Here is a 19,177-nt window from a genome sequence, read left to right as displayed (position 1 = left end):
GTGACGGCAGTAAATGCGCCCCAGTGCGCCAGGTGTGGCACGCGTGTTTTCATGGTTATTGGGTCCGGCAGACAGGTCTGAATCGTGCTGGCAGCATACCATGCCGCCTTGACGCGCTGAAGTCTGGCTGTGAGCGCCTGATTTTCCGCACTTTTGCGACAGCGCTGGCATTCTCGCGGGTTGCTACAGGTACTGTTTTCCGTAACACTGATGGGATGTGTAAACGTTTTCCCGGATGCAAGTAACCGCATGGCTACCATTAAGGATGTTGCCCGCATGGCTGGGGTATCGGTCGCGACCGTTTCCCGCGTCATCAATAATTCGCCCAAAGCCAGCGAGAGTTCACGTCTCGCCGTGACCCAGGCAATGGAGCAGTTGCAGTATCACCCGAACGCCAATGCGCGTGCGCTGGCGCAGCAATCCACCGAAACCCTCGGTCTGGTGGTGGGTGACGTTTCCGACCCGTTTTTCGGCGCGATGGTGAAAGCGGTCGATGAAGTCGCAGGTGCCACCGGCAACTTCCTGCTGATTGGTAACGGTTACCACATTGAGCAAAAAGAGCGTCAGGCGATTGAGCAACTGATGCGTCATCGCTGTGATGCGCTGGTAGTACACGCCAAGAAAATTCCTGATGCCGACCTGGAAGTGCTGATGAAGCAAGTGCCGGGCATGGTGCTGCTCAACCGACTGCTGAAAGGCTTTGAATCGCGCTGCATCGCGCTGGATGACCGTTACGGTGCCTGGCTGGCAACGCGCCATCTGATTCAGCAAGGTCATACGCAAATCGCCTTTATCTGCTCGACCCACCCTATTTCTGACTCCGAAGACCGCCTGCAAGGTTACTACGACGCGCTGAAAGAGCACGGCTTACCGTCCAACGACCGCTTAGTGGCGTGGGGCGAGCCGGATGAAGTCGGGGGTGAACAAGCGATGACGGAATTGCTGGGGCGCGGTAAGCAGTTCACAGCGGTGGCCTGTTACAACGACTCCATGGCGGCTGGCGCACTGGCGGTGTTGAGTGATAACGGCATTCGCGTGCCGGAAGAGATGTCGCTGATTGGTTTTGATGATGTGCTGGTCTCACGCTATGTGCGTCCACGACTGACCACGGTGCGTTACCCGATTGTCACCATGGCGCAGCAGGCGGCGCAGCTGGCGCTGGCGTTAGCCAACGGCACGGAAATGCCAGAAGTGACCAATATGTTTAGCCCGACGCTGGTGAGAAGGCATTCGGTGAGCGGACCGGGTTGATCTCCAGGTGCGCATCAATGCGCACCGGGTCACAAATCCTGCGAATAGACCTTCACCCGCACATCCGGGAACTCCAGCGCATCACACTGATACTGCCAGCCAAAGCGCTCGTAGTAGCCGCCGAACGTTGACCACAGCCACAGCTTTTCATGCCCGCGCTCGCGGGCATAATTCAACACATGCTGCTGCAGCGCTTCACTCAGGCCGTTGCCGCGCGCATGTTCATCCACATACAGCGCGGCGATCCACGGATAGAGATCCTGACGGCTGATCAAATCACAGCGCCAGAATCCCACCGTGCCCAACGGCACATCGCCATCCAGCGCCACAAAGGTCACCGGATACTCGGCACCGTTCAGGCTGCTGCGCACAATGCTGTCGTAAAACTCGCGCGACGTCCCCTCGCCAAACGCCTGCCACAGCCAGTCGGTGATATGACTGGCGTGATGTGGAACTTCACTGAGTGGAACAATGTTGATCACATCAGCTCCAGCGCCAGCAGCTCCTGGATGGTCTGCGCACGACGAATTTCACGCGGAGCGCCATTCTCAAACAGCACTTCCGGAATCAGCGGACGGCTGTTGTAGTTGGAAGACATCGAAGCGCCGTACGCGCCGGTGTCGTGGAACACCAGATAATCGCCGACCTGAGCCGCAGGCAGTGCACGCGTCTCGACTTTACCGCCTTCCAGCTGGGTGAACACATCGCCAGACTCGCACAGCGGCCCCGCCACCACGCTCTCCACCGTTGCATCACTCAATGCACGACCATCAGCTGGCAGCACAGAAATGTGGTGATAGCTGCCGTACATCGATGGACGCATCAGATCGCTGAAACCGGCATCCACCAGCACAAAGTGACGGCTGCCCATCTCCTTAACCGCACGCACCTGCGACACCAGCACGCCAGACTCCGCCACCAGGAAACGACCCGGTTCGATCTCCAGTTTCACCGCATGACCAAGATGCGCCGCAATGCGGTCACGTGCGCCACTCCACAAACCGAAATAGTGTTGAGTATCAATGGCTTCTTCGCCGAAGCGGTAAGGAATCGACAAGCCACCACCGGCTGAAATCGCTTCCAGATCCTGACCAAATTCGATGACCTGATCGACCATCGCGTCACACACCTGCTGCAGGTGACCGTAATCGACACCGGAACCGATGTGCATATGCAGACCCACTAATGTCAGGCCGTGCTGCTGAATCGCTGCCAGCGCCAGCGGCAGATCGCTATGCCAGATGCCATGCTTGCTGTTCTCGCCACCGGTATTGGTTTTTTGACTGTGCCCATGACCAAAACCCGGGTTGATACGCAGCCACACTTTATGGCCCGCAGAGACCGCGCCAAGCTGATGCAGCATATCCACAGAACCGGCGTTGACCGGCACTTTCAATTCCGCGATACGCACCAGGGTTGGCTGATCAAAAACGTCAGCGGTGAAGACAATATCTTCGCCGCCCGGCTGGAAACCGGCGGCCAGCGCGCGCTCAATTTCACCCAGGGAAACGGAATCGACCTTCACGCCTGCGGCACGCATCAGGCGCAGAATGTGAATGTTGGAGCAGGCTTTCTGGGCGAAACGCACCACGTCAAACGCGCTCAGCTGCGCAATACGCTGCTGGATAATGGCGGCATCATAAGCCCAGAAGGGCCCCGCATAGCGCTGTGCCAGTGGCAGTAAATTAGCGGCGGTCAGGGCCGTTTCGGTGTTGTTCAGTGGACGTGGCATCTCAATTCTCCTGTGTCTTTACCACTATTTAGCCACAGCAAGACGATTCAGAAAAATATCTGTTTTAGCATCAGCTATACAAATATGATATGGACTAGCGGAGGAGCTATGGCAAAAATTAACTGGCGGCATATCGAAATTTTCCACGCGGTGATGACCAGTGGCAACCTGACGCAAGCCGCCGCGTTGCTGCACACCTCGCAGCCAACCGTTAGCCGTGAGCTGGCGCGGCTGGAGCAGCAGCTGGGTCTGGAACTGTTTGAGCGAGTGCGTGGACGTTTGCAGCCCACGGTGCAGGGATTGCGGTTGTATGAAGAGGTGCAGCGATCCTGGTACGGTTTGGACCGCATCATGGATGCAGCGGAAGGCTTGCGTCAGTTTCGTCAGGGTGAGCTGTCGATTGCCTGTTTGCCGGTGTTCTCGCAGTCACTGCTGCCACCACTGCTGCAACCCTTTCTGCAACGCTATCCGCAGGTCAGCCTGAACATCATTCCGCAGGAGTCGCCGCTGCTGGAAGAGTGGCTGTCGGCACAGCGCTACGATCTGGGTCTGACCGAAACCCAGCATGCCCCGGCAGGCACCGAGCGCGTACCGCTGCTGACCTGCGATGAAGTGTGCGTGCTGCCGCCCAACCATCCGCTGTGCCAGCGTGAGGTGTTAACTCCGCAGGATTTTCAGGGGGAGAATTACGTCAGCTTGTCACGCAGTGATAGCTATCGTCAGCTGCTGGACTCGCTGTTCCATGAGCAACAGGTGGAGCGCCGTCTGGTACTGGAAACGCACAGTGCGGCATCGGTATGCGCGATGGTACGCGCGGGGGTGGGGATTTCGATTGTGAATCCGCTGACGGCGCTCGATTACGCCGACAGCGGTGTGGTGATGCGCAGATTCAGTATCGCGGTGCCGTTCACCGTCAGTCTGGTGCGGCCACAGCATCGCCCGGCGTCAGCACTGGTTGATCATTTCTGCGACCACCTGCAACAGCAGGTGGCCACCTTTACCCAACGCATTGCCGAGCGTCTGGTTTAAGCGCGTACCGTTTCGCCCTGCCCGCCTGATTTGCGGAAGGTGATCAGACAGATGACCAGACCGACCACCGCCAGTGCAGCGGCGGCGACCGGCACTGACGTCAGCCCGTAGCCTTTATCGATCACCGCGCCGCCCACCCAGGCACCGAGCGCATTACCAACGTTGAACGCAGAGATGTTCAGCGTGGAGACCAGGTTTGGAGCGTCTTTACCGTGGCGCACCACATTAATCTGCAAGCCGGGCACGGTAGCAAAGGTCGCCATCGCCCACAGGAACAGCGTGATTTCCGCCAGCCACAGCGCGTGGCTGGTCCAGCTGAACAGCAGCGAGAAGACGGCGATCAGCACAAAGCTGAGGATCAGGCTGAAGGAAACTTTCCAGTCGGCCAACTTGCCGCCGAGGATGTTACCGACGGTTAAGCCCGCGCCAATCAGGAACAGCGTCCAGCTCACGCCACGATCGGTAATGCCGGTCACCTGCAACAACAGCGGCGCGATATAGCTAAACAGTGCAAACATCGCAGCAGCAAAGAACACTGTCATCAGTAGCGACAGCCACAGTTTGCCATTTGCCAGCGCGCTGACTTCACTCGCCAGATGTACCGGTTTCTCTTCTTTGTTGGTCGGCAGACTGACAATCAAAGCGATAAAAGCGAGGATGCCGATGATCGCCACGCCCCAGAAGGTGGCACGCCAGCCAAACATCTGACCAAACCAGGTGCCGAGCGGCACACCCAGCACGTTGGCGAGGGTTAAGCCGGTGAACATCAGCGCCACTGCCGAGGCCTGACGGCTCGGAGCCACCAGACTCGCCGCCACTACCGCACCAATCCCGAAGAAGGCCCCGTGACAGAGTGCGGTGACCACGCGCGCCAGCATCAGCAGGTTGTAGGTGTACGCCAGCGCGCACAGCACGTTGCCGATGATGAAGATGATCATCAACAGAATCAGGGTTCGTTTACGCGGCAGCTTCGCCGTCAGCAACGCCATAATCGGTGCACCGATGGCTACGCCCAGTGCATAACCACTGATCAGCCATCCTGCTGAAGGAATCGTTACCTGCAGATCGCCCGCCACTTCCGGCAGTAATCCCATAATCACGAACTCCGTGGTGCCGATGGCGAACGCACTCAGCGCCAGCGCCAGTAATGCAACAGGCATAACACACTCTCCTAAAATGTTTTGCAGGCAGGCCGCACAACGAACGCCGTGCGGTTACAACGGACGCTTATAGATATTTGAACTGCGTCACATTCTGATTAAAGCACAGGCTTGGCAGCTCAACCAGCCTCTGCGCTGCAAGGCATCTTTGCTTGCAAAGCAATAATCCCTGCGCGGGAAAGTGACTGCAGCTGACCACTGAGACAGATGGCACTTTTCACGCTACGCTTGATTTAGCTGTGATCGTTGTCACAGCAATTCAGCTTTCGGCGAGAAATCAATCAGTAAAGGATGGGCGCGCATTGCCGATACCTCAACCAGTTACGCGGTGATGCGGTGTCAAACAATGCAGGGGGAACACCTATGCGATGGCTGATCGCACTGACAGTGGGTTGCCTGAGCGGCTGCTCCGTGGGGCACTATGAGTACAGCAAAGAAGCCGCAAAACGCGTCGATATGACCGTAACCGGCATTCCTACCGTGCTGGGCATTGGCGCGCTGGGCACCACCATTCCACTGACGCCTGAATACAGCTTAACGGCCGCGCACGTGGCGAAATACTCGATGTATCGGGTGAAAGCCTGGCATCCCGAGTGCGATATCGCCGTGGTGTACCACAAGAACACTGAACCCAATCTTCCCCCACCGTTCCGCAATAGCCACATCGGCGACAACGTCAATCTCTACGGTTACAGCTTTATCTCTGCCATGCCGGTGGCCTCAAGCGGCAAGAATTTGATCAACACCACACTGGCTAACGATTGGAATAAACCGAGTTGTGTGGTGGTCGCGGCGAATGCCGGTGTAGTGAAAGGCATGTCGGGTGGTGCGGTGTACAACGCCAGCGATGATACGCTGGCGGGGGTAATTGTCGGCTACAGCAGCGCGATTGACGACAATAAAAGTGGTAAGACCTTGTATAAGGATGTAGCGCTGTATGTGCCTTATTCGCGTTTTCAGGTGTGGCTGGATCAGGTCGTGAAATCGTAATTACGCTGGCACCCAGGCCCCTTTCAGCTGCACCTGCGGGAAGCCGGCAGTCAGAATACGCAGTTCGGCATCACGCGGGGTGTTGTCGCCCTGCCCCTGAATGCTGACGATATCCTGTGGGCAGGCGGAGAATGCCACGTAGCAGTCCATCTCAGCGCGCAGCACAATGTAGTCACCGGGCTTTGTCACCACCGGCAGCGTTTTCAGAGTAATGCCGTCCGGCTGCACCTGAATATTCATAAAAATATTCAGAGACGCCAGATTACCGTGCGGCAGTTCAACACCTAACTCGCGCATGCCCTCAAACAGGTTATCGTGGCAGTTGCGGTGATACTCGGTGCAGCCCAGCAGCTCATAACGACGCGCATCGCAGGCCGCCATAAAGGAATCATGCACGCCGGGTGAAGTATCGGCCACCAGGGTCAGAATCGGGTGGCGCTGGCTGGTGATAAAGCTGTCACCGACTTTGGGATTAAGACGCTGGTTCCACACGCGCGTCGCTTCCATACACATATATTCAGTGACGTCTTCGGCGTTGTACGCCCAGCAATCCACTACCTGAGTGCCATGCAGATTGATCACCTGCACCGCTTCCCCTTTCTTCAGACGCACCGCTTTGCCGTAGCGCGCGGGAATGGTGATCGCTTCACGATGCTGATATTCAGCGGACATAGTGTTCTCCTGATTAATGCTGCATGCCGCGACGATAGCGCGTCATGCGAGATTCAAGGCCGCGTGCCAGCCAGTCGATCAGACTGTTGAGCAGCCAGTAACAAAGCGCCACCGTGAGATAGATCTCCAGCGGCGCGTAGGTATCTGAAATCGCCTGTTTGGCGGCGTACATAAACTCCTGCACCGAGACAATCGACAGCAGCGCCGAGTCTTTAATCAAACCAATCATCAGACCGACCAGCGGCGACAGCATCTGCGGCAGGGTTTGCGGCAACACCACATCGCGCAGCTGTTCACTGCGGCTCAAACCCAGCACGCGGCAAGCTTCCCACTGCCCCTTCGGCAATGCCTCTATTGCCGCACGAATAACCTGTGCGATATAGGGCGCGTAATAGAGCGTCAGGGCCAGCACGCCCACCACCGGCGATGACAGCGTGATGTCGTACTCTGGCAGCACAAAATAGAGCAGATAGATCACCACCAGCAGCGGCAGTGCGAGCGTTAAGCCGCTGTAGAGGTTGAGCAAGCGCAACCAGAACGGCGAAGCGCGCATTAGCAGTAATGCCATCAGCCCACCCCACGCCAGCGAACAGAGTGCGGCGACAATGCACAGTTGCAGCGTGGCGATCATGCCGTCTCCCAGCGAAGGCAGGGAAGTGAGAATGGCTTGCCAATCCATCAGGCGATCCTCCGTTTAGCTTCCAGACGTCGGGCAGCGGCAATCAGCGGCATGGCGATCAGCAGATATCCAGCCGCCACCAGTAGCAGCACCTGCGTGGCTTCATAAGTGCGCGCAATCACAATCTGTCCGGCGTAAGTCAGTTCGGTCAGCGCCACCACCGAGGCCAGCGGCGTGGTTTTCAGCAGGATGGTGAACTCGTTAACCAGCATCGGCAGGCTGGCACGCATCACCTGCGGATTGATCACATACCACCAGGTTAAGAAGCGGCTGAGCCCCAACGTGCGTGCAGCTTCGAGCTGACCGCGCGTCACCAGTGAACGATTGACGCGCAAAATCTCCGCCACGTAAGCGCCACTGTTGAGGCCGATGGCAATCACCGCGGCCAGCATTGGCTGACCGCCCAATCCCAAGCGCGGTAAGGTGAAAAACACCACGAACAGCTGCACGATGGCCGGTGTACCACGCATCAGGCTGACATACAGCCGACCGATAGCACGCCAGATCCAGGCACGGCGCAGTTGCAGGAAGCAGCCAAGCTGCCCCATCACCACGCTGACCAATGACGCCAGTACCGTGAGTACCAACGTCATCAGCAGGCCGTGTCCGAGTTCCGGCAGCGCGGCCACTACCTGTTGATCCAGCCCCATGCGTTACTCCGCGTTAAAGTCGTGCAGGTTTTCCGCCACCGACAGCAGCAGCGGTGCAGGTTGATCGTTGCCCTCGATACCGGTATTGCAGGCCGAGACGATAAACTGCGTGTCCATCACCACGCGACAGGTGATGCTGTCGCCTGCTTTGGTGAGGTTCGGTTCCGGCAGGATGTCGCCGGCCCGCGTCAGCTTGACGTGCATAAACAGGTTGATCGGGTCCGGCAGCTTCGGCACTTCCATGCCCAGGCGCGCCAGCTCGCCGCTCACCGCTTCCAAACAGCCTTCACCCTGATACCCTTTTTCCGTCAGGAAGGCGCGGGTAGAGGCAGGCAGCAGCAGGTCGTGACGCTTCACGCTGTCTTTGCCCAGCACCATCATCGGACGGCGGCGGTTGTTCACCAGACGCATACCGGAACCCAGCAGATAGCTGTTGCTGAAAACACGAGTGTGATGCACCGACAGCCACACCGCCGGATCGGCGAGGCTAAAACCAAACAGGGAAGCCACCGCGCCGTCGCCCTGCGCAGTGATGCGCAGCAACTGGCCGCGCAGCACCTTAATCGACCCGACGCTGCCCGGCTCAACCGTGACCGACTGAGCCAGCGTGCGCTCAGCGGTCTCTTCATAACTTTCACGCATTAACAGCATGATTCATCTCCTCTGCGTGAAATGCGTCACTCACCACGATATCAATCGGCGTGACCTGTAAACCGTTGCCGGGAATGATGTCCTGCGGGCAGGACGATACCGAGCAAATCAGGTCGCACAGCGCTTCAAAGGTAATGCTGTCGCCCGCTTTGCTGTTGGGATCGGTCACTTCCATTCGGCCATCGGCGGTCACCGGACCGTTCTGGAACAGGTTGAACGGCTCAGGCAACGAGAAGTACGTCACGCCAAAGGCTTTCATGCCCTCCAGCAGGTTGTCCACGCAGTTGCGATGGCCTTCGACGCCGAAATCGACGCTAAAGCGGGTACGATCGCAGGCTGGCACGTTGGCATCGTGAATGCCGATGCTGTCCGCCAGAATGCGCAGCATCGGACGGTTTTCACTCGACCACAGTGCATCGCCGGGCTTAAAGAACAGCGAGCGTAGATGCTGGCGGGTATGCACCGGCGACAGCTTTTCGTTTAAATTATCGGCGTTAACGGCGACGAAATCCGCCGCCTGCTGCCCTTCACTGTCAATCACGGTAATAAACTGGCCCTTACGCACGCGGAAGGTTTTGCCATGGCCCGCAGGCACCGTCAGGTTGCACTGGCACATAATTACTCCTGGGGAATGAAATCGCTGGCGGGCACGGTAAAGGTGGTGCCGAGATACTGCTGCTGCAGCTTGGTCAGCTCGCCATCTTTCTGCATTGCCAGAATGTGGTCGCTAATGGCTTTGTTCAGGCTGCCGTCTTCTTTACGTGTCGCCCAGCCCATCCATTGCGATGGACCGACTTCACCCACCTGCGCCACTTTTCCGGCGTATTTTTTCGCGACCGGGGCCAGCACGGAGATGTCGTCATAAACGAAGTCCGCGCGTTTGGTCATCAGGGTGCTAACCGTCTGATCCAGCGAATCCACGTTGATGATGGTGATCGGTTTTTTACCCTCTTTTTTCAGCTGCTCGTTAAAGCCTTTCAGCAACTGCTCGGGCACGCTGGCGGTTTTTACCGCACCACGCAGGCCAGACAGGCTCTCCGGGCTGAGCGTTTTGCCGCCGAAGGTGCTGGCTTCACTTTCACGTACCAGCACGCCGTTAACGGTTTTGCTATAAGGCACGGTGAACAGCACTTTCTTCGCGCGCTCGGCGGTGACGTTAAGAGAAGAACCTTCGGCGTTGAACGAGCCAGAGATCAGGCCCGGCAAAATGCCGCTGAAGGCGGTTTTCTGAAACTCCAGTTTCACACCGAGATCTTTGGCGAAGGATTGCATGATCGCCACGCTATAGCCGGTGATCTCGCCTTTGTCGTCGGTGTATTCGTATGGAGGAAAGGTTGGATCGATACCAACGGTAATTTTGCCGCTGCTTTTGATGTCACTCAGGGTATCGGCTTGCGCCTGCGCCATGGTGCCAACGGAGAGAAGTGCGGCGATCAGCAGTGCTGTTTTTTTCATTGTGGTGTTTCCCTGGTGTTGGTGAAATGTCTTTTTCTACTGAGCATATTTTGTGCCAGTTTTTTCACCACCCAGCTAACACCTTTGGGATAAAGAGGGTATTACTGAATAAAATCAGTGAGAAACAATTGTTTCTTTATTTTAAATGTTAGTTTCTCAGGTTTCATGTGCGAGAAAATGGACTGCGAGGATGAGACGATAGTTGCACTTTTTTGGTGCGAATGCTGGCGCACGGCGCGCCAGAACGGGGCATTATTCGAGTTCGTCGAGGGACTGGTGCAAGGCTTCAACCTGCGCCAGATAATCATTGCTGGTTTTGCCCATTTGCCGGGCCACCAGTGAGCAGAGCAGATTGCATACGCCGGAGAGCGCGGCGGTGCTGTCGAACATCAGGCTGCTGTCGGTGTGGCAGCGCACCACCCACTGCGCGTGACGCGCTGGTTTGCCGGAGAGCACATCGGCGATATACAACATCGGCACGTTGCGTTCTGCCAGCGCATTCATCGCCGCTTCCAGCGCAGGCATACGGCGACGCAATCCAACGCAGATCACCACATCCTGCTGATTCAGCGCCGCCAGATGCTCCGCCAGCGAATCGCCGGGACGCGGCAGCAAACGCACGTCAGGATGGATATGCACCAGATCGCGGTAAATCAGCTGGGCAATGGTCTGGCTGTGACGCCAGCCCATCACCACCACGCGGCGTGATTGGGCAATGGCGCTCACCGCCTGCTGTAGCTGTTCACTGTCGAGCGTGCGATAGCTGTTGACCAGATTAGCGATCTCTTTTTCCAGGTGCTGCTGCATGATGCTGGCCAGCGGTGATGCGGTTGGTACGGCCTGCAAATAGAGCGGTGAGCCGCTGCTCTGCATCTCACGCGCCTGCCGACGCGCGGCTTCATAGCTTTCGTAACCGAGATGACGGAAAAAACGCGTGGTGGTGGCTTTGGAAACGCCCGCGCTCTGTGCCAGTTCGGTGGCGGTATTCATCGCCAGCTGGCCAGGTGCCGCCAGCAGCACGTCAGCCAGTCGCTGCTCGTGGCTGGAGAGTTGATCCCAGTGCTGTTGAATCCGGCCCTCTAACGTTGCCGCTTTTGCACTCATGGTGATTCCCTGAAAATAAAAAAACTATCCTGCACAGAGCGTGCCGGGTTGTCATCAGGAATTTTGCCAGGGGAATAGAAATGAAAAAGGCCGCCATAATGGCGACCTCTAAGGCTTACGGCAAAGTGCGCGGATTTATGCGCACCGTTTTGCCTTACTTACTGGTTGGACGCAGCGCCGGGAACAGGATCACGTCGCGGATGGTATGGCTGTTGGTGAACAGCATTACCATACGGTCGATACCAATGCCGAGACCTGCCGTTGGTGGCAGGCCGTGCTCCAGTGCAGTGACGTAGTCTTCGTCATAGAACATCGCTTCGTCATCGCCTGCATCCTTAGCGTTAACCTGCTGCAGGAAACGCTCAGCCTGATCTTCTGCATCGTTAAGCTCGGAGAAGCCATTACCGATTTCACGGCCGCCGATGAAGAACTCAAAGCGGTCGGTGATTTCTGGGTTCTCGTCGTTACGACGTGCCAGCGGTGATACTTCAGCTGGATATTCAGTGATGAAGGTTGGCTGAATCAGGTGTGCTTCTGCGGCCTCTTCGAAGATCTCAGTGACGACGCGGCCCAGACCCCAGCTCTTCTCTACTTTGATATGCAGCGATTTAGCAATCGCAACGGCTTTATCAAAGTCTTCCAGATCGTTCAGGTCGGTTTCCGGACGGTATTTCTTGATCGCTTCACGCATGGTGAGCTTCTCAAACGGTTTACCGAAATCGAAGGTGTGGTCACCATAAGGCACTTCAGTGGTGCCCAGCACATCCTGCGCCAGGGTGCGGAAAAGGCTTTCGGTCAGCTCGATCAAATCTTTGTAATCCGCATACGCCATATAGAGTTCCATCATAGTGAACTCTGGATTATGACGTGGCGAAATACCTTCGTTACGGAAGTTACGGTTGATCTCGAACACGCGATCGAAGCCGCCTACCACCAGACGCTTCAGGTAAAGCTCTGGTGCAATACGCAGGTACATGTCGATGTCGAGCGCATTGTGATGGGTGATGAACGGACGGGCTGACGCGCCGCCAGGGATCACCTGCATCATTGGGGTTTCCACTTCCATAAAGTCGCGGTTAACCATGAACTGACGGATGCCGGCCATGATTTTAGAGCGCACTTTGAAAGTATTACGTGATTCATCGTTAGAGATCAGATCGAGATAACGCTGACGGTAACGGGTTTCCTGATCGGCCAGGCCGTGGAATTTATCCGGCAGTGGACGCAGCGCTTTGGTCAGCAGACGCAGTTCCGTGATGTGGATCGACAGCTCGCCGGTTTTGGTCTTGAACAACTTACCGCGTGCGCCAAGGATATCGCCCAGATCCCACTTTTTGAACTGCTCGTTGTAGACGCCTTCTGGCAGATCGTCACGTGATACGTAGATCTGAATCTGGCCGCCAACATCCTGCAGGGTGGCAAAAGAGGCTTTACCCATGATGCGGCGGGTCATCATACGACCGGCCACGCTCACTTCAACGCCGAGCGCTTCCAGCTCTTCGTTCTCTTTTGCGTCATAGCCGGCGTGCAGCACATCAGACGTGGTATCGCGACGGAAATCGTTAGGAAACGCGATGCCCTTTTCACGCAGCGCGCTGAGTTTTTCGCGACGCGCTTTCAGTTCGTTGTTTAACTCAAGGGCGGCATCAGCGCTCTGCGGTTGTTGTTCAGACATGTCGGTTCCTTATAACCCTGCTTTTAAACTTGCTTCAATGAAGCGGTCGATGTCGCCATCCAGCACCGCCTGGGTGTTGCGCGTCTCTACGCCAGTGCGCAGATCTTTGATACGTGAATCGTCGAGTACGTATGAACGAATCTGACTGCCCCAGCCAATGTCGGATTTGTTGTCTTCCGCGGCCTGCTTGTCGGCGTTCTTCTTCTGCATCTCATATTCGTACAGCTTCGCACGCAACTGCTTGAAAGCCTGATCTTTGTTCTTGTGCTGTGAACGGTCGTTCTGGCACTGCACCACAATGTTGGTCGGCAAGTGGGTAATACGCACTGCAGACTCGGTTTTGTTAACGTGCTGGCCGCCCGCGCCAGAGGCACGGTAAACGTCGATACGCAGATCGGCGGGATTGATGTCGATATCGATGTTGTCATCCACTTCCGGGTAGATAAACACCGAACTGAATGAGGTATGACGACGGCCGCCGGAGTCAAATGGACTCTTACGCACCAGGCGATGGACGCCAGTTTCGGTACGCAGCCAGCCAAACGCGTAGTCACCGATGATTTTAATGGTGGCGGATTTAGTCCCGGCCACTTCACCATCTGACTCTTCAATGATTTCGGTTTTATAACCTTTGGCTTCTGCCCAGCGCAGGTACATGCGCAGCAGCATACTGGCCCAGTCTTGCGCTTCAGTACCGCCAGAACCGGCCTGAATATCCATGTAGCAGTCGGCGCTGTCATACTCGCCAGAGAACATGCGACGGAATTCGAGTTCGCCCAGCTTGACTTCGAGTGCATCAAGTTCAGCGACCGCTTCGTTAAACGTCTCTTCGTCGTCGGCTTCAACGGCCAGATCCAGCAAGCCCTGAACATCTTCCAGGCCTTGACGCATGTGGTCTAAGGTTTCCACCACGGCTTCCAATGAAGCACGTTCTTTGCCCAGCGCCTGAGCACGTTCTGGTTCGTTCCAGACGTCAGGCTGTTCCAGCTCGGCGTTTACTTCTTCGAGGCGTTCTTTCTTGGCATCATAGTCAAAGATACCCCCTAAGAACGTCGCTGCGCTCGGTGAGGTCTTGAATACGATTTTTGACCGGATTAATTTCAAACATGGCTTTTCAGTCTTTTTTGACGATTCGGTGAAAGGGGATAAAAAGTAACGCGCTAGTTTACCCGAAACTGCGCGTACTTTGTAGCATTGCAGGTATGCGAGATAGCGCAACAGAATGCGCGGTTATACCGGCCAGATGTGGTCAATGATCAGCTGAACCGAGCGGTTACCGCGATACTCGTTGATATCGAGTTTGTAGGCTAGCTTCACCTGGCGCACGCTGGTATCCGGCCACAAGGTCGTATCAACGTTAAACGCGATGCCATCCAACAGTGGGCCGCCGCCCAGTGGCTCAATCATCACCTTGAGGTGGCGCTCGCCCACCAGCTTTTGTTGCAGCAATTTGAACTGGCCGTCGAACACTGGCTCCGGAAAAGCCTGGCCCCAGGGACCGGCTTCACGCAGCATTTCAGCGGTGTGCAGCGTGAATTCCTGCGCATGCAGTTCGCCATCGGACCAAATCACACCCTGCAGCGCCTCACCATCCAACCACTCGTCGATCAGCGCGGCGAAGCGTTCGCGGAACAGATCATACTTCTCGGTTTCCAGCGACAGGCCCGCCGCCATCGCGTGGCCGCCGAACTTAATCATCATGCCCGGATAGAGCGTGTCGAGACGCTCCAGTGCATCACGTAAGTGCAGCCCCGCAATCGAGCGGCCCGAGCCTTTAAGCGTGCCGTCGCCCGCTGGCGCGAAGGCGATCACCGGGCGATGAAAACGCTCTTTCAACCGTGATGCCAGAATGCCGACCACGCCCTGATGCCATTCGGGATGATAGAAGGCCAGCCCCAGCGGCAAATCGGTGTGCTGGCGTTCCAGCTCATCACACAGCGCCAGCGCTTCGCTCTTCATGCCCTGCTCAATCTCTTTGCGCGTCTGGTTCAGCGCATCAAGCTCGTTGGCAAGCATGCGCGCCTGCGCAATGTCTTCGGTGAGCAGCAGTGCCACACCGACCGACATATCATCCAGTCGACCGGCTGCATTGAGGCGAGGCCCGACGGCAAAACCGAGATCGCTAGCCGCCAACTGACGCGCATCGCGGTTGGCGATCTCCAGCAGCGCGCGAATCCCCGCCCGGCATTTCCCGGCGCGAATGCGACTTAAGCCCTGCCACACCAGAATGCGGTTATTGGCATCCAGCGGCACCACGTCAGCCACTGTACCTAGCGCCACCAGATCCAGCCACTCCGCCAGATTGGGCTCGTTTCGGCCATCACTAAACCAGTTCTGCAAACGCAGGTGTGCACGCAGCGCCAGCATCAGATAAAACGCCACGCCCACACCGGCCAACGACCGCGAAGGGAAGGCACTGTCATTGAGATTCGGGTTAACGATCGCTTCCGCTGCTGGCAAGGTTTCGCCAGGCAAGTGGTGATCAGTGATCAGCACGGGAATACCGTGCTGATGGGCGGTTTCTACGCCTGCATGGGAAGAGATGCCGTTATCCACGGTGAGAATCATCTCCGCACCGCGCGCGCGCGCCTGCTCTACCACTTCAGGGCTCAGGCCGTAGCCATCTTCAAAGCGGTTCGGCACCAGATAATCGACATTGCCGCCCATGCTGCGCAGCGCTAAGACCGTTAACGCGGTGCTGGTTGCGCCATCGGCATCGAAATCACCGACCACCACAATACGGCGACCGGTTTCCAGCATCTGATGCAGTAAGGCTACCGCTTGATCGATGCCACCCAGGGTTTGCCACGGCAACAGATGTTTTGCACCACGCTCGAGCTCAGCGGCCTCTTTGACACCACGTTGCAGGTATAGGCGGCGCAGTAGCGGGGGTAAGTTATCAGGTAAGCTGGCGTCAGCCTGAATTTCACGCCGACGCAGTTCGACAGAATGCATCACTGTGAATTAACCGCCCCGCTTCTGACCATCAAGAACTTGTTTGAGCTCCTGCGGACCTTGATAGCCCGGGATCATCGCGCCGGTATCGGTGAGAATCGCTGGGGTGCCCTGAATGCCATACAGGATGCCGAGTTGGTAATGCTTATCCAGATCAATCTTACAGGTCGCTGGTGCATCCATTTGCGGTACATCGCCTTTCATCGCGGCATCAAAGGCTTTGTTGCGATCGGCGCTGCACCAGATGGCACGCATGGCTTTTTCCACCTGACCGTGCAGACCTTCACGCGGGAAAGCGAGGTAACGCACGGTGATGCCCAGCGCGTTGTAGTCGGCCATCTGCTCATGCAGCTTACGGCAGTAGCCACAGGTGATGTCGGTAAACACGGTAATCACATGCTGCTCTTTTGGCGCTTTATAAACGATCATTTCCGGCGCCAGCGCGGTGATTTTTTTGTCCAGTAGCTGGTTGGTGACGTTTACCGGCTGCGCACCGCTAACATCGTATAGTGGGCCCTGAATCATGTGTTTACCATCTTCAGAGACGTACAGCACACCGCTCTCGGTCAGCACGGTTTTCATGCCTGGCAGCGGTGAAGGCTGAATCTCGGTCTGCTGCAAACCGAGTTTTTTCAGGGCTTGCTGAATGGCGCTGTCATCGGCATGAGCCAGACCGGCAAAGGCGCTGACCAGCAATGCCAGCATCGTTAACTGTTTTTTCATCTCAATTCCTTGTTGCCGCGGTTCAAGCACGCGGATGATGCTGTTGATGTAACTGACGCAGGCGCTCAGTGGCCACATGCGTATAAATTTGGGTAGTGGAGAGGTCGCTGTGTCCCAGCAACATCTGTACGACGCGCAAATCCGCACCGTGGTTCAGTAAATGTGTGGCAAATGCGTGACGAAGCACGTGTGGTGATAGCTTTTCGCTGTCGATACCGGCAAGGGTGGCATAGTGTTTGATGCGATGCCAGAAAGTCTGACGCGTCATTTGTTGCGCGCGGTTACTGGGGAACATCACATCCAGCGTTTGCCCATTCAGCAACCACGGCCGACCGTGCGCCATATAGTGCTCCAGCCAGTAAATCGCTTCTTCACCTAATGGCACAAGTCGCTCTTTGTTACCTTTGCCGATCACGCGCACCACGCCCTGACGCAAACTGATGTCGCTGAGGGTTAAACCCACCAGCTCCGACACACGTAAACCGGTGGCATACAGCAGTTCCAGCATCGCTTTGTCACGTAGCTCAAGCGGCACATCAATACTGGGTGCCTGCAGCAGACGTTCTACCTGGTTTTCACTGAGGTCTTTTGGCAATCGCTGCGGCAGTTTGGGCGCGGAGAGCAGTGCGCTGGGGTCATCACTGCGCAGCTTTTCGCGATAGAGGTATTGAAACAGACGGCGCATCGCGCTGAGCGTACGCGCCGAACTGGTGGCCTTGTAGCCGCCTTCGACGCGTTCGGCGAGAAATTGCTGCAGATCGAGCGCTTCCAGTGTCAGCAGCGTACGTTCGTGGTGGTGTAACCAGCCGGTGAGCGTTTGCAAATCCTGGCGGTAAGACGCAAGGGTATTTTGCGCCAGGTTACGCTCAATCCAGAGCGCATCCAGAAATTGTTCAATCAGATCGCTATCCTGCACGGTTCCCCCCAAACACGTGTGAAATCGTGCTCATTATGCCTGAAAGTCACCTGCTTCTGGTACAATTGCGCCAAAGTGAGTTTCAGTCAGAGCATTAATTGCATGAATATCGGTCTGTTTTACGGTTCAAGTACCTGTTACACCGAGATGACGGCGGAGAAGATTCGCGATTTTATCGGTGAAGAGTTAGTCACGCTGCACAACCTCAAAGATGAGGATCCCTCGCTGATGGAGCAGTACGATTTGCTGATCCTCGGCATTCCCACCTGGGATTTCGGTGAGTTGCAGGAGGACTGGGAAGCGGTGTGGCAGCAACTGCCTGCGCTGAATTTGCAGGGTAAAATTGTCGCGCTGTACGGCATGGGCGATCAGGCCGAATATTCAGAATGGTTCCTGGATGCGCTCGGCATGCTGCATGAATTGCTGCAGCCGATGGGCGTGCAGTTTGTCGGTTACTGGCCGCTGGAAGGCTATGAGTTTGCCAGCAAAAAACCACTCACGGCTGACGGCACCCAGTTTGTCGGCCTGGCACTCGACGACGTGAATCAGTTCGAGCTGAGTGAAGATCGTGTCGAACAGTGGTGCGAACAGATTCTGACGGAAACGGCCGCACTGCTTTAACGCGACGCATCTCTGTCACGCAGAAAACAGCAGGCGCGCAGTGAGCGCCATGCATAGGGCGGCAGGTTATCCATCATCAACCACAGCCGCCAGCGCGTGCCCTGCTGGTTTTGCAACGTTAACAATACGCCGAAAGGCAACCAATCTGCCTGCCGCGCTAATTGCCAGCGCTTTCCATGCCAATGCCAGTCACCCTGTTCATCCAGCCCTAAGCGACCGGTGCGCTGCCTGAGCCGACGCTCATTGCGCCCGCACTCCAGCAGCATCAGAATCAGCAGCGGGGCTTTGCCCCACGCCCAGCCCTCGGGCCACTCAAGACTCAACAGCCAAACGTTGAACAGCACATACAGCGTCACGTTAAGCGCCCGAGCGCTGCGTGACGGCTGCACATCACATTGGAACCGGTCCGCGTTCACGGTTGCGTTGCTGAATCAGTTGCACCATGCGCTTGAACTCTGGATCAGCGGGCTCGCCGTGGTTCATCAACCAGTTAAACAGGTCGGGATCGTCACTCTTGAGCAGGGCGATAAACACCTTCTTATCGGTGTCAGTGAGCGAGTCATATTCGTATTTGAAGAACGGCATGATGGAGACATCCAGCTCCAGCATGCCGCGACGGCACGCCCACTGAACGCGAGCTTTATCATGAATTTCCATGTGTCTTTTTTCCATGGCTGAAAACAGTGGCGCTCAGTGTACCTGCTTTTTTCTCTGCCTGCAGGCGCAGCGCTGAACACTGCGTGATATTGCGCACAACAGTTCTACCCATTGCAGGGTTATCACGCGATTTGTGCGCCAGATGAGGTAAACAGGTTGCAAAGCAGCACTGCTCTTTTAACATTGGAAGCAATATTGTTATTAATCAGGACGCACCCATGCCGATTTTCACCCTTCCGCCACGCCAGCCTGCTGCG

21 protein-coding genes are annotated in these 19,177 nt (G+C 56.5%); 4 read left to right on the top strand and 17 right to left on the bottom strand.

The annotated features are described in order from the left end of the window. Window positions 1-249: 249 nt before the first annotated feature. Complete coding sequence (gene galR, locus H7A81_RS16870; protein ID WP_034823157.1) at window positions 250-1,251, top strand: HTH-type transcriptional regulator GalR; 1,002 nt, start codon at window positions 250-252, stop codon at window positions 1,249-1,251. 29 nt (window positions 1,252-1,280) lie between these two features. Here the strand turns inward: galR and H7A81_RS16865 are convergent, their stop codons facing one another. Both H7A81_RS16865 and lysA read right to left on the bottom strand, forming a co-directional pair. Beyond that, window positions 1,281-1,730: a GNAT family N-acetyltransferase gene (locus H7A81_RS16865; protein ID WP_182058123.1), complete on the bottom strand. Its 450-nt coding sequence runs from the start codon at window positions 1,728-1,730 to the stop codon at window positions 1,281-1,283. After that, window positions 1,730-2,983 carry a diaminopimelate decarboxylase gene (gene lysA / locus H7A81_RS16860; protein ID WP_182058122.1) on the bottom strand — a complete coding sequence of 418 codons (1,254 nt, stop codon included), beginning with the start codon at window positions 2,981-2,983 and terminating at the stop codon, window positions 1,730-1,732. Before lysA ends, H7A81_RS16865 begins: the two co-directional genes overlap by 1 nt. 108 nt (window positions 2,984-3,091) lie before the next feature. Here lysA and H7A81_RS16855 point away from each other — a divergent pair, with 108 nt between their 5' ends. After that, a complete protein-coding gene (locus H7A81_RS16855; RefSeq protein ID WP_160868307.1) occupies window positions 3,092-4,012 on the top strand; it encodes a LysR family transcriptional regulator in 921 nt (306 codons plus the stop codon). Here H7A81_RS16855 and H7A81_RS16850 read toward each other — a convergent pair. Then, a complete protein-coding gene (locus H7A81_RS16850) occupies window positions 4,009-5,172 on the bottom strand; it encodes an MFS transporter (RefSeq protein ID WP_058961822.1) in 1,164 nt (387 codons plus the stop codon). The two genes, H7A81_RS16855 and H7A81_RS16850, sit on opposite strands and share 4 nt — an antisense overlap. Window positions 5,173-5,535: 363 nt before the next feature. Here H7A81_RS16850 and H7A81_RS16845 point away from each other — a divergent pair, with 363 nt between their 5' ends. Further along, window positions 5,536-6,162 carry a trypsin-like peptidase domain-containing protein gene (locus H7A81_RS16845; protein ID WP_160868305.1) on the top strand — a complete coding sequence of 209 codons (627 nt, stop codon included), beginning with the start codon at window positions 5,536-5,538 and terminating at the stop codon, window positions 6,160-6,162. Here H7A81_RS16845 and H7A81_RS16840 read toward each other — a convergent pair whose 3' ends face one another. From H7A81_RS16840 to xerD, 12 genes are all read right to left on the bottom strand, one after another. Next, complete coding sequence (locus H7A81_RS16840; RefSeq protein WP_160868304.1) at window positions 6,163-6,834, bottom strand: DUF1989 domain-containing protein; 672 nt, start codon at window positions 6,832-6,834, stop codon at window positions 6,163-6,165. A gap of 13 nt (window positions 6,835-6,847) precedes the next feature. Beyond that, window positions 6,848-7,513 carry an amino acid ABC transporter permease gene (locus H7A81_RS16835; RefSeq protein WP_034823167.1) on the bottom strand — a complete coding sequence of 222 codons (666 nt, stop codon included), beginning with the start codon at window positions 7,511-7,513 and terminating at the stop codon, window positions 6,848-6,850. Further along, complete coding sequence (locus H7A81_RS16830; protein WP_034823169.1) at window positions 7,513-8,163, bottom strand: amino acid ABC transporter permease; 651 nt, start codon at window positions 8,161-8,163, stop codon at window positions 7,513-7,515. The genes H7A81_RS16835 and H7A81_RS16830 overlap by 1 nt, the downstream gene beginning before the upstream one ends. Window positions 8,164-8,166: 3 nt before the next feature. After that, on the bottom strand, window positions 8,167-8,814 hold the full coding sequence (locus tag H7A81_RS16825) for an urea carboxylase-associated family protein (protein WP_182058121.1): 648 nt from the start codon (window positions 8,812-8,814) through the stop codon (window positions 8,167-8,169). Continuing rightward, window positions 8,798-9,430 (bottom strand): DUF1989 domain-containing protein, encoded by a 633-nt coding sequence (locus H7A81_RS16820; RefSeq protein WP_182058120.1) that lies wholly within the window; start codon window positions 9,428-9,430, stop codon window positions 8,798-8,800. Before H7A81_RS16820 ends, H7A81_RS16825 begins: the two co-directional genes overlap by 17 nt. A gap of 2 nt (window positions 9,431-9,432) precedes the next feature. Then, entirely contained in the window at window positions 9,433-10,269 is an 837-nt protein-coding gene (locus H7A81_RS16815; RefSeq protein WP_034823173.1) for a transporter substrate-binding domain-containing protein, read from the bottom strand. A 252-nt stretch (window positions 10,270-10,521) separates the two neighbouring features. Beyond that, window positions 10,522-11,373, bottom strand: coding sequence for a MurR/RpiR family transcriptional regulator (locus tag H7A81_RS16810; protein WP_097118017.1), 852 nt, complete (start codon window positions 11,371-11,373; stop codon window positions 10,522-10,524). A 154-nt stretch (window positions 11,374-11,527) separates the two neighbouring features. After that, window positions 11,528-13,048, bottom strand: coding sequence for a lysine--tRNA ligase (gene lysS / locus H7A81_RS16805; RefSeq protein WP_182058119.1), 1,521 nt, complete (start codon window positions 13,046-13,048; stop codon window positions 11,528-11,530). Window positions 13,049-13,057: 9 nt separating this feature from the next. After that, a protein-coding gene (prfB, locus tag H7A81_RS16800; protein ID WP_167143008.1) for a peptide chain release factor 2 occupies window positions 13,058-14,156 on the bottom strand; the annotation gives its coding sequence in 2 pieces (ribosomal slippage) (window positions 13,058-14,080 and window positions 14,082-14,156; 1,098 coding nt in all). Between the two features lie 122 nt (window positions 14,157-14,278). Next, window positions 14,279-16,003, bottom strand: coding sequence for a single-stranded-DNA-specific exonuclease RecJ (gene recJ, locus H7A81_RS16795; protein WP_182058118.1), 1,725 nt, complete (start codon window positions 16,001-16,003; stop codon window positions 14,279-14,281). A 9-nt stretch (window positions 16,004-16,012) separates the two neighbouring features. Continuing rightward, entirely contained in the window at window positions 16,013-16,726 is a 714-nt protein-coding gene (dsbC, locus tag H7A81_RS16790; RefSeq protein WP_182058117.1) for a bifunctional protein-disulfide isomerase/oxidoreductase DsbC, read from the bottom strand. A 22-nt stretch (window positions 16,727-16,748) separates the two neighbouring features. Continuing rightward, complete coding sequence (xerD, locus tag H7A81_RS16785; RefSeq protein WP_034823182.1) at window positions 16,749-17,642, bottom strand: site-specific tyrosine recombinase XerD; 894 nt, start codon at window positions 17,640-17,642, stop codon at window positions 16,749-16,751. Window positions 17,643-17,744: 102 nt separating this feature from the next. Here xerD and fldB point away from each other — a divergent pair, with 102 nt between their 5' ends. After that, window positions 17,745-18,263, top strand: a complete 519-nt coding sequence (gene fldB / locus H7A81_RS16780; RefSeq protein ID WP_058961908.1) for a flavodoxin FldB — start codon at window positions 17,745-17,747, stop codon at window positions 18,261-18,263. On the opposite strand, the gene H7A81_RS16775 is transcribed toward fldB, so the two are convergent. Both H7A81_RS16775 and sdhE read right to left on the bottom strand, forming a co-directional pair. After that, window positions 18,260-18,679: a protein YgfX gene (locus H7A81_RS16775; protein WP_034823184.1), complete on the bottom strand. Its 420-nt coding sequence runs from the start codon at window positions 18,677-18,679 to the stop codon at window positions 18,260-18,262. The two genes, fldB and H7A81_RS16775, sit on opposite strands and share 4 nt — an antisense overlap. Beyond that, window positions 18,654-18,920: an FAD assembly factor SdhE gene (gene sdhE, locus H7A81_RS16770; protein WP_034823185.1), complete on the bottom strand. Its 267-nt coding sequence runs from the start codon at window positions 18,918-18,920 to the stop codon at window positions 18,654-18,656. Before sdhE ends, H7A81_RS16775 begins: the two co-directional genes overlap by 26 nt. Between the last annotated feature and the right edge of the window lie 257 nt (window positions 18,921-19,177).

The organism is Pantoea sp. ME81 (genome assembly GCF_903970985.1).
GTDB classification, from domain to species: domain Bacteria; phylum Pseudomonadota; class Gammaproteobacteria; order Enterobacterales; family Enterobacteriaceae; genus Pantoea; species Pantoea communis.
This window is presented reverse-complemented; position numbering and strand designations above follow the sequence as displayed.

Bases quoted from the DNA above. Each gene is read 5' to 3' on its own strand.
- galR (WP_034823157.1), top strand. From the start codon at position 250: ATGGCTACCATTAAGGATGTTGCCCGCATGGCTGGGGTATCGGTCGCG.
- lysA (WP_182058122.1), bottom strand. From the start codon at position 2,983: ATGCCACGTCCACTGAACAACACCGAAACGGCCCTGACCGCCGCTAAT.
- H7A81_RS16855 (WP_160868307.1), top strand. From the start codon at position 3,092: ATGGCAAAAATTAACTGGCGGCATATCGAAATTTTCCACGCGGTGATG.
- H7A81_RS16850 (WP_058961822.1), bottom strand. From the start codon at position 5,172: ATGCCTGTTGCATTACTGGCGCTGGCGCTGAGTGCGTTCGCCATCGGC.
- H7A81_RS16845 (WP_160868305.1), top strand. From the start codon at position 5,536: ATGCGATGGCTGATCGCACTGACAGTGGGTTGCCTGAGCGGCTGCTCC.
- H7A81_RS16840 (WP_160868304.1), bottom strand. From the start codon at position 6,834: ATGTCCGCTGAATATCAGCATCGTGAAGCGATCACCATTCCCGCGCGC.
- H7A81_RS16835 (WP_034823167.1), bottom strand. From the start codon at position 7,513: ATGGATTGGCAAGCCATTCTCACTTCCCTGCCTTCGCTGGGAGACGGC.
- H7A81_RS16830 (WP_034823169.1), bottom strand. From the start codon at position 8,163: ATGGGGCTGGATCAACAGGTAGTGGCCGCGCTGCCGGAACTCGGACAC.
- H7A81_RS16825 (WP_182058121.1), bottom strand. From the start codon at position 8,814: ATGCTGTTAATGCGTGAAAGTTATGAAGAGACCGCTGAGCGCACGCTG.
- H7A81_RS16820 (WP_182058120.1), bottom strand. From the start codon at position 9,430: ATGTGCCAGTGCAACCTGACGGTGCCTGCGGGCCATGGCAAAACCTTC.
- H7A81_RS16815 (WP_034823173.1), bottom strand. From the start codon at position 10,269: ATGAAAAAAACAGCACTGCTGATCGCCGCACTTCTCTCCGTTGGCACC.
- H7A81_RS16810 (WP_097118017.1), bottom strand. From the start codon at position 11,373: ATGAGTGCAAAAGCGGCAACGTTAGAGGGCCGGATTCAACAGCACTGG.
- lysS (WP_182058119.1), bottom strand. From the start codon at position 13,048: ATGTCTGAACAACAACCGCAGAGCGCTGATGCCGCCCTTGAGTTAAAC.
- recJ (WP_182058118.1), bottom strand. From the start codon at position 16,003: ATGCATTCTGTCGAACTGCGTCGGCGTGAAATTCAGGCTGACGCCAGC.
- dsbC (WP_182058117.1), bottom strand. From the start codon at position 16,726: ATGAAAAAACAGTTAACGATGCTGGCATTGCTGGTCAGCGCCTTTGCC.
- fldB (WP_058961908.1), top strand. From the start codon at position 17,745: ATGAATATCGGTCTGTTTTACGGTTCAAGTACCTGTTACACCGAGATG.
- sdhE (WP_034823185.1), bottom strand. From the start codon at position 18,920: ATGGAAATTCATGATAAAGCTCGCGTTCAGTGGGCGTGCCGTCGCGGC.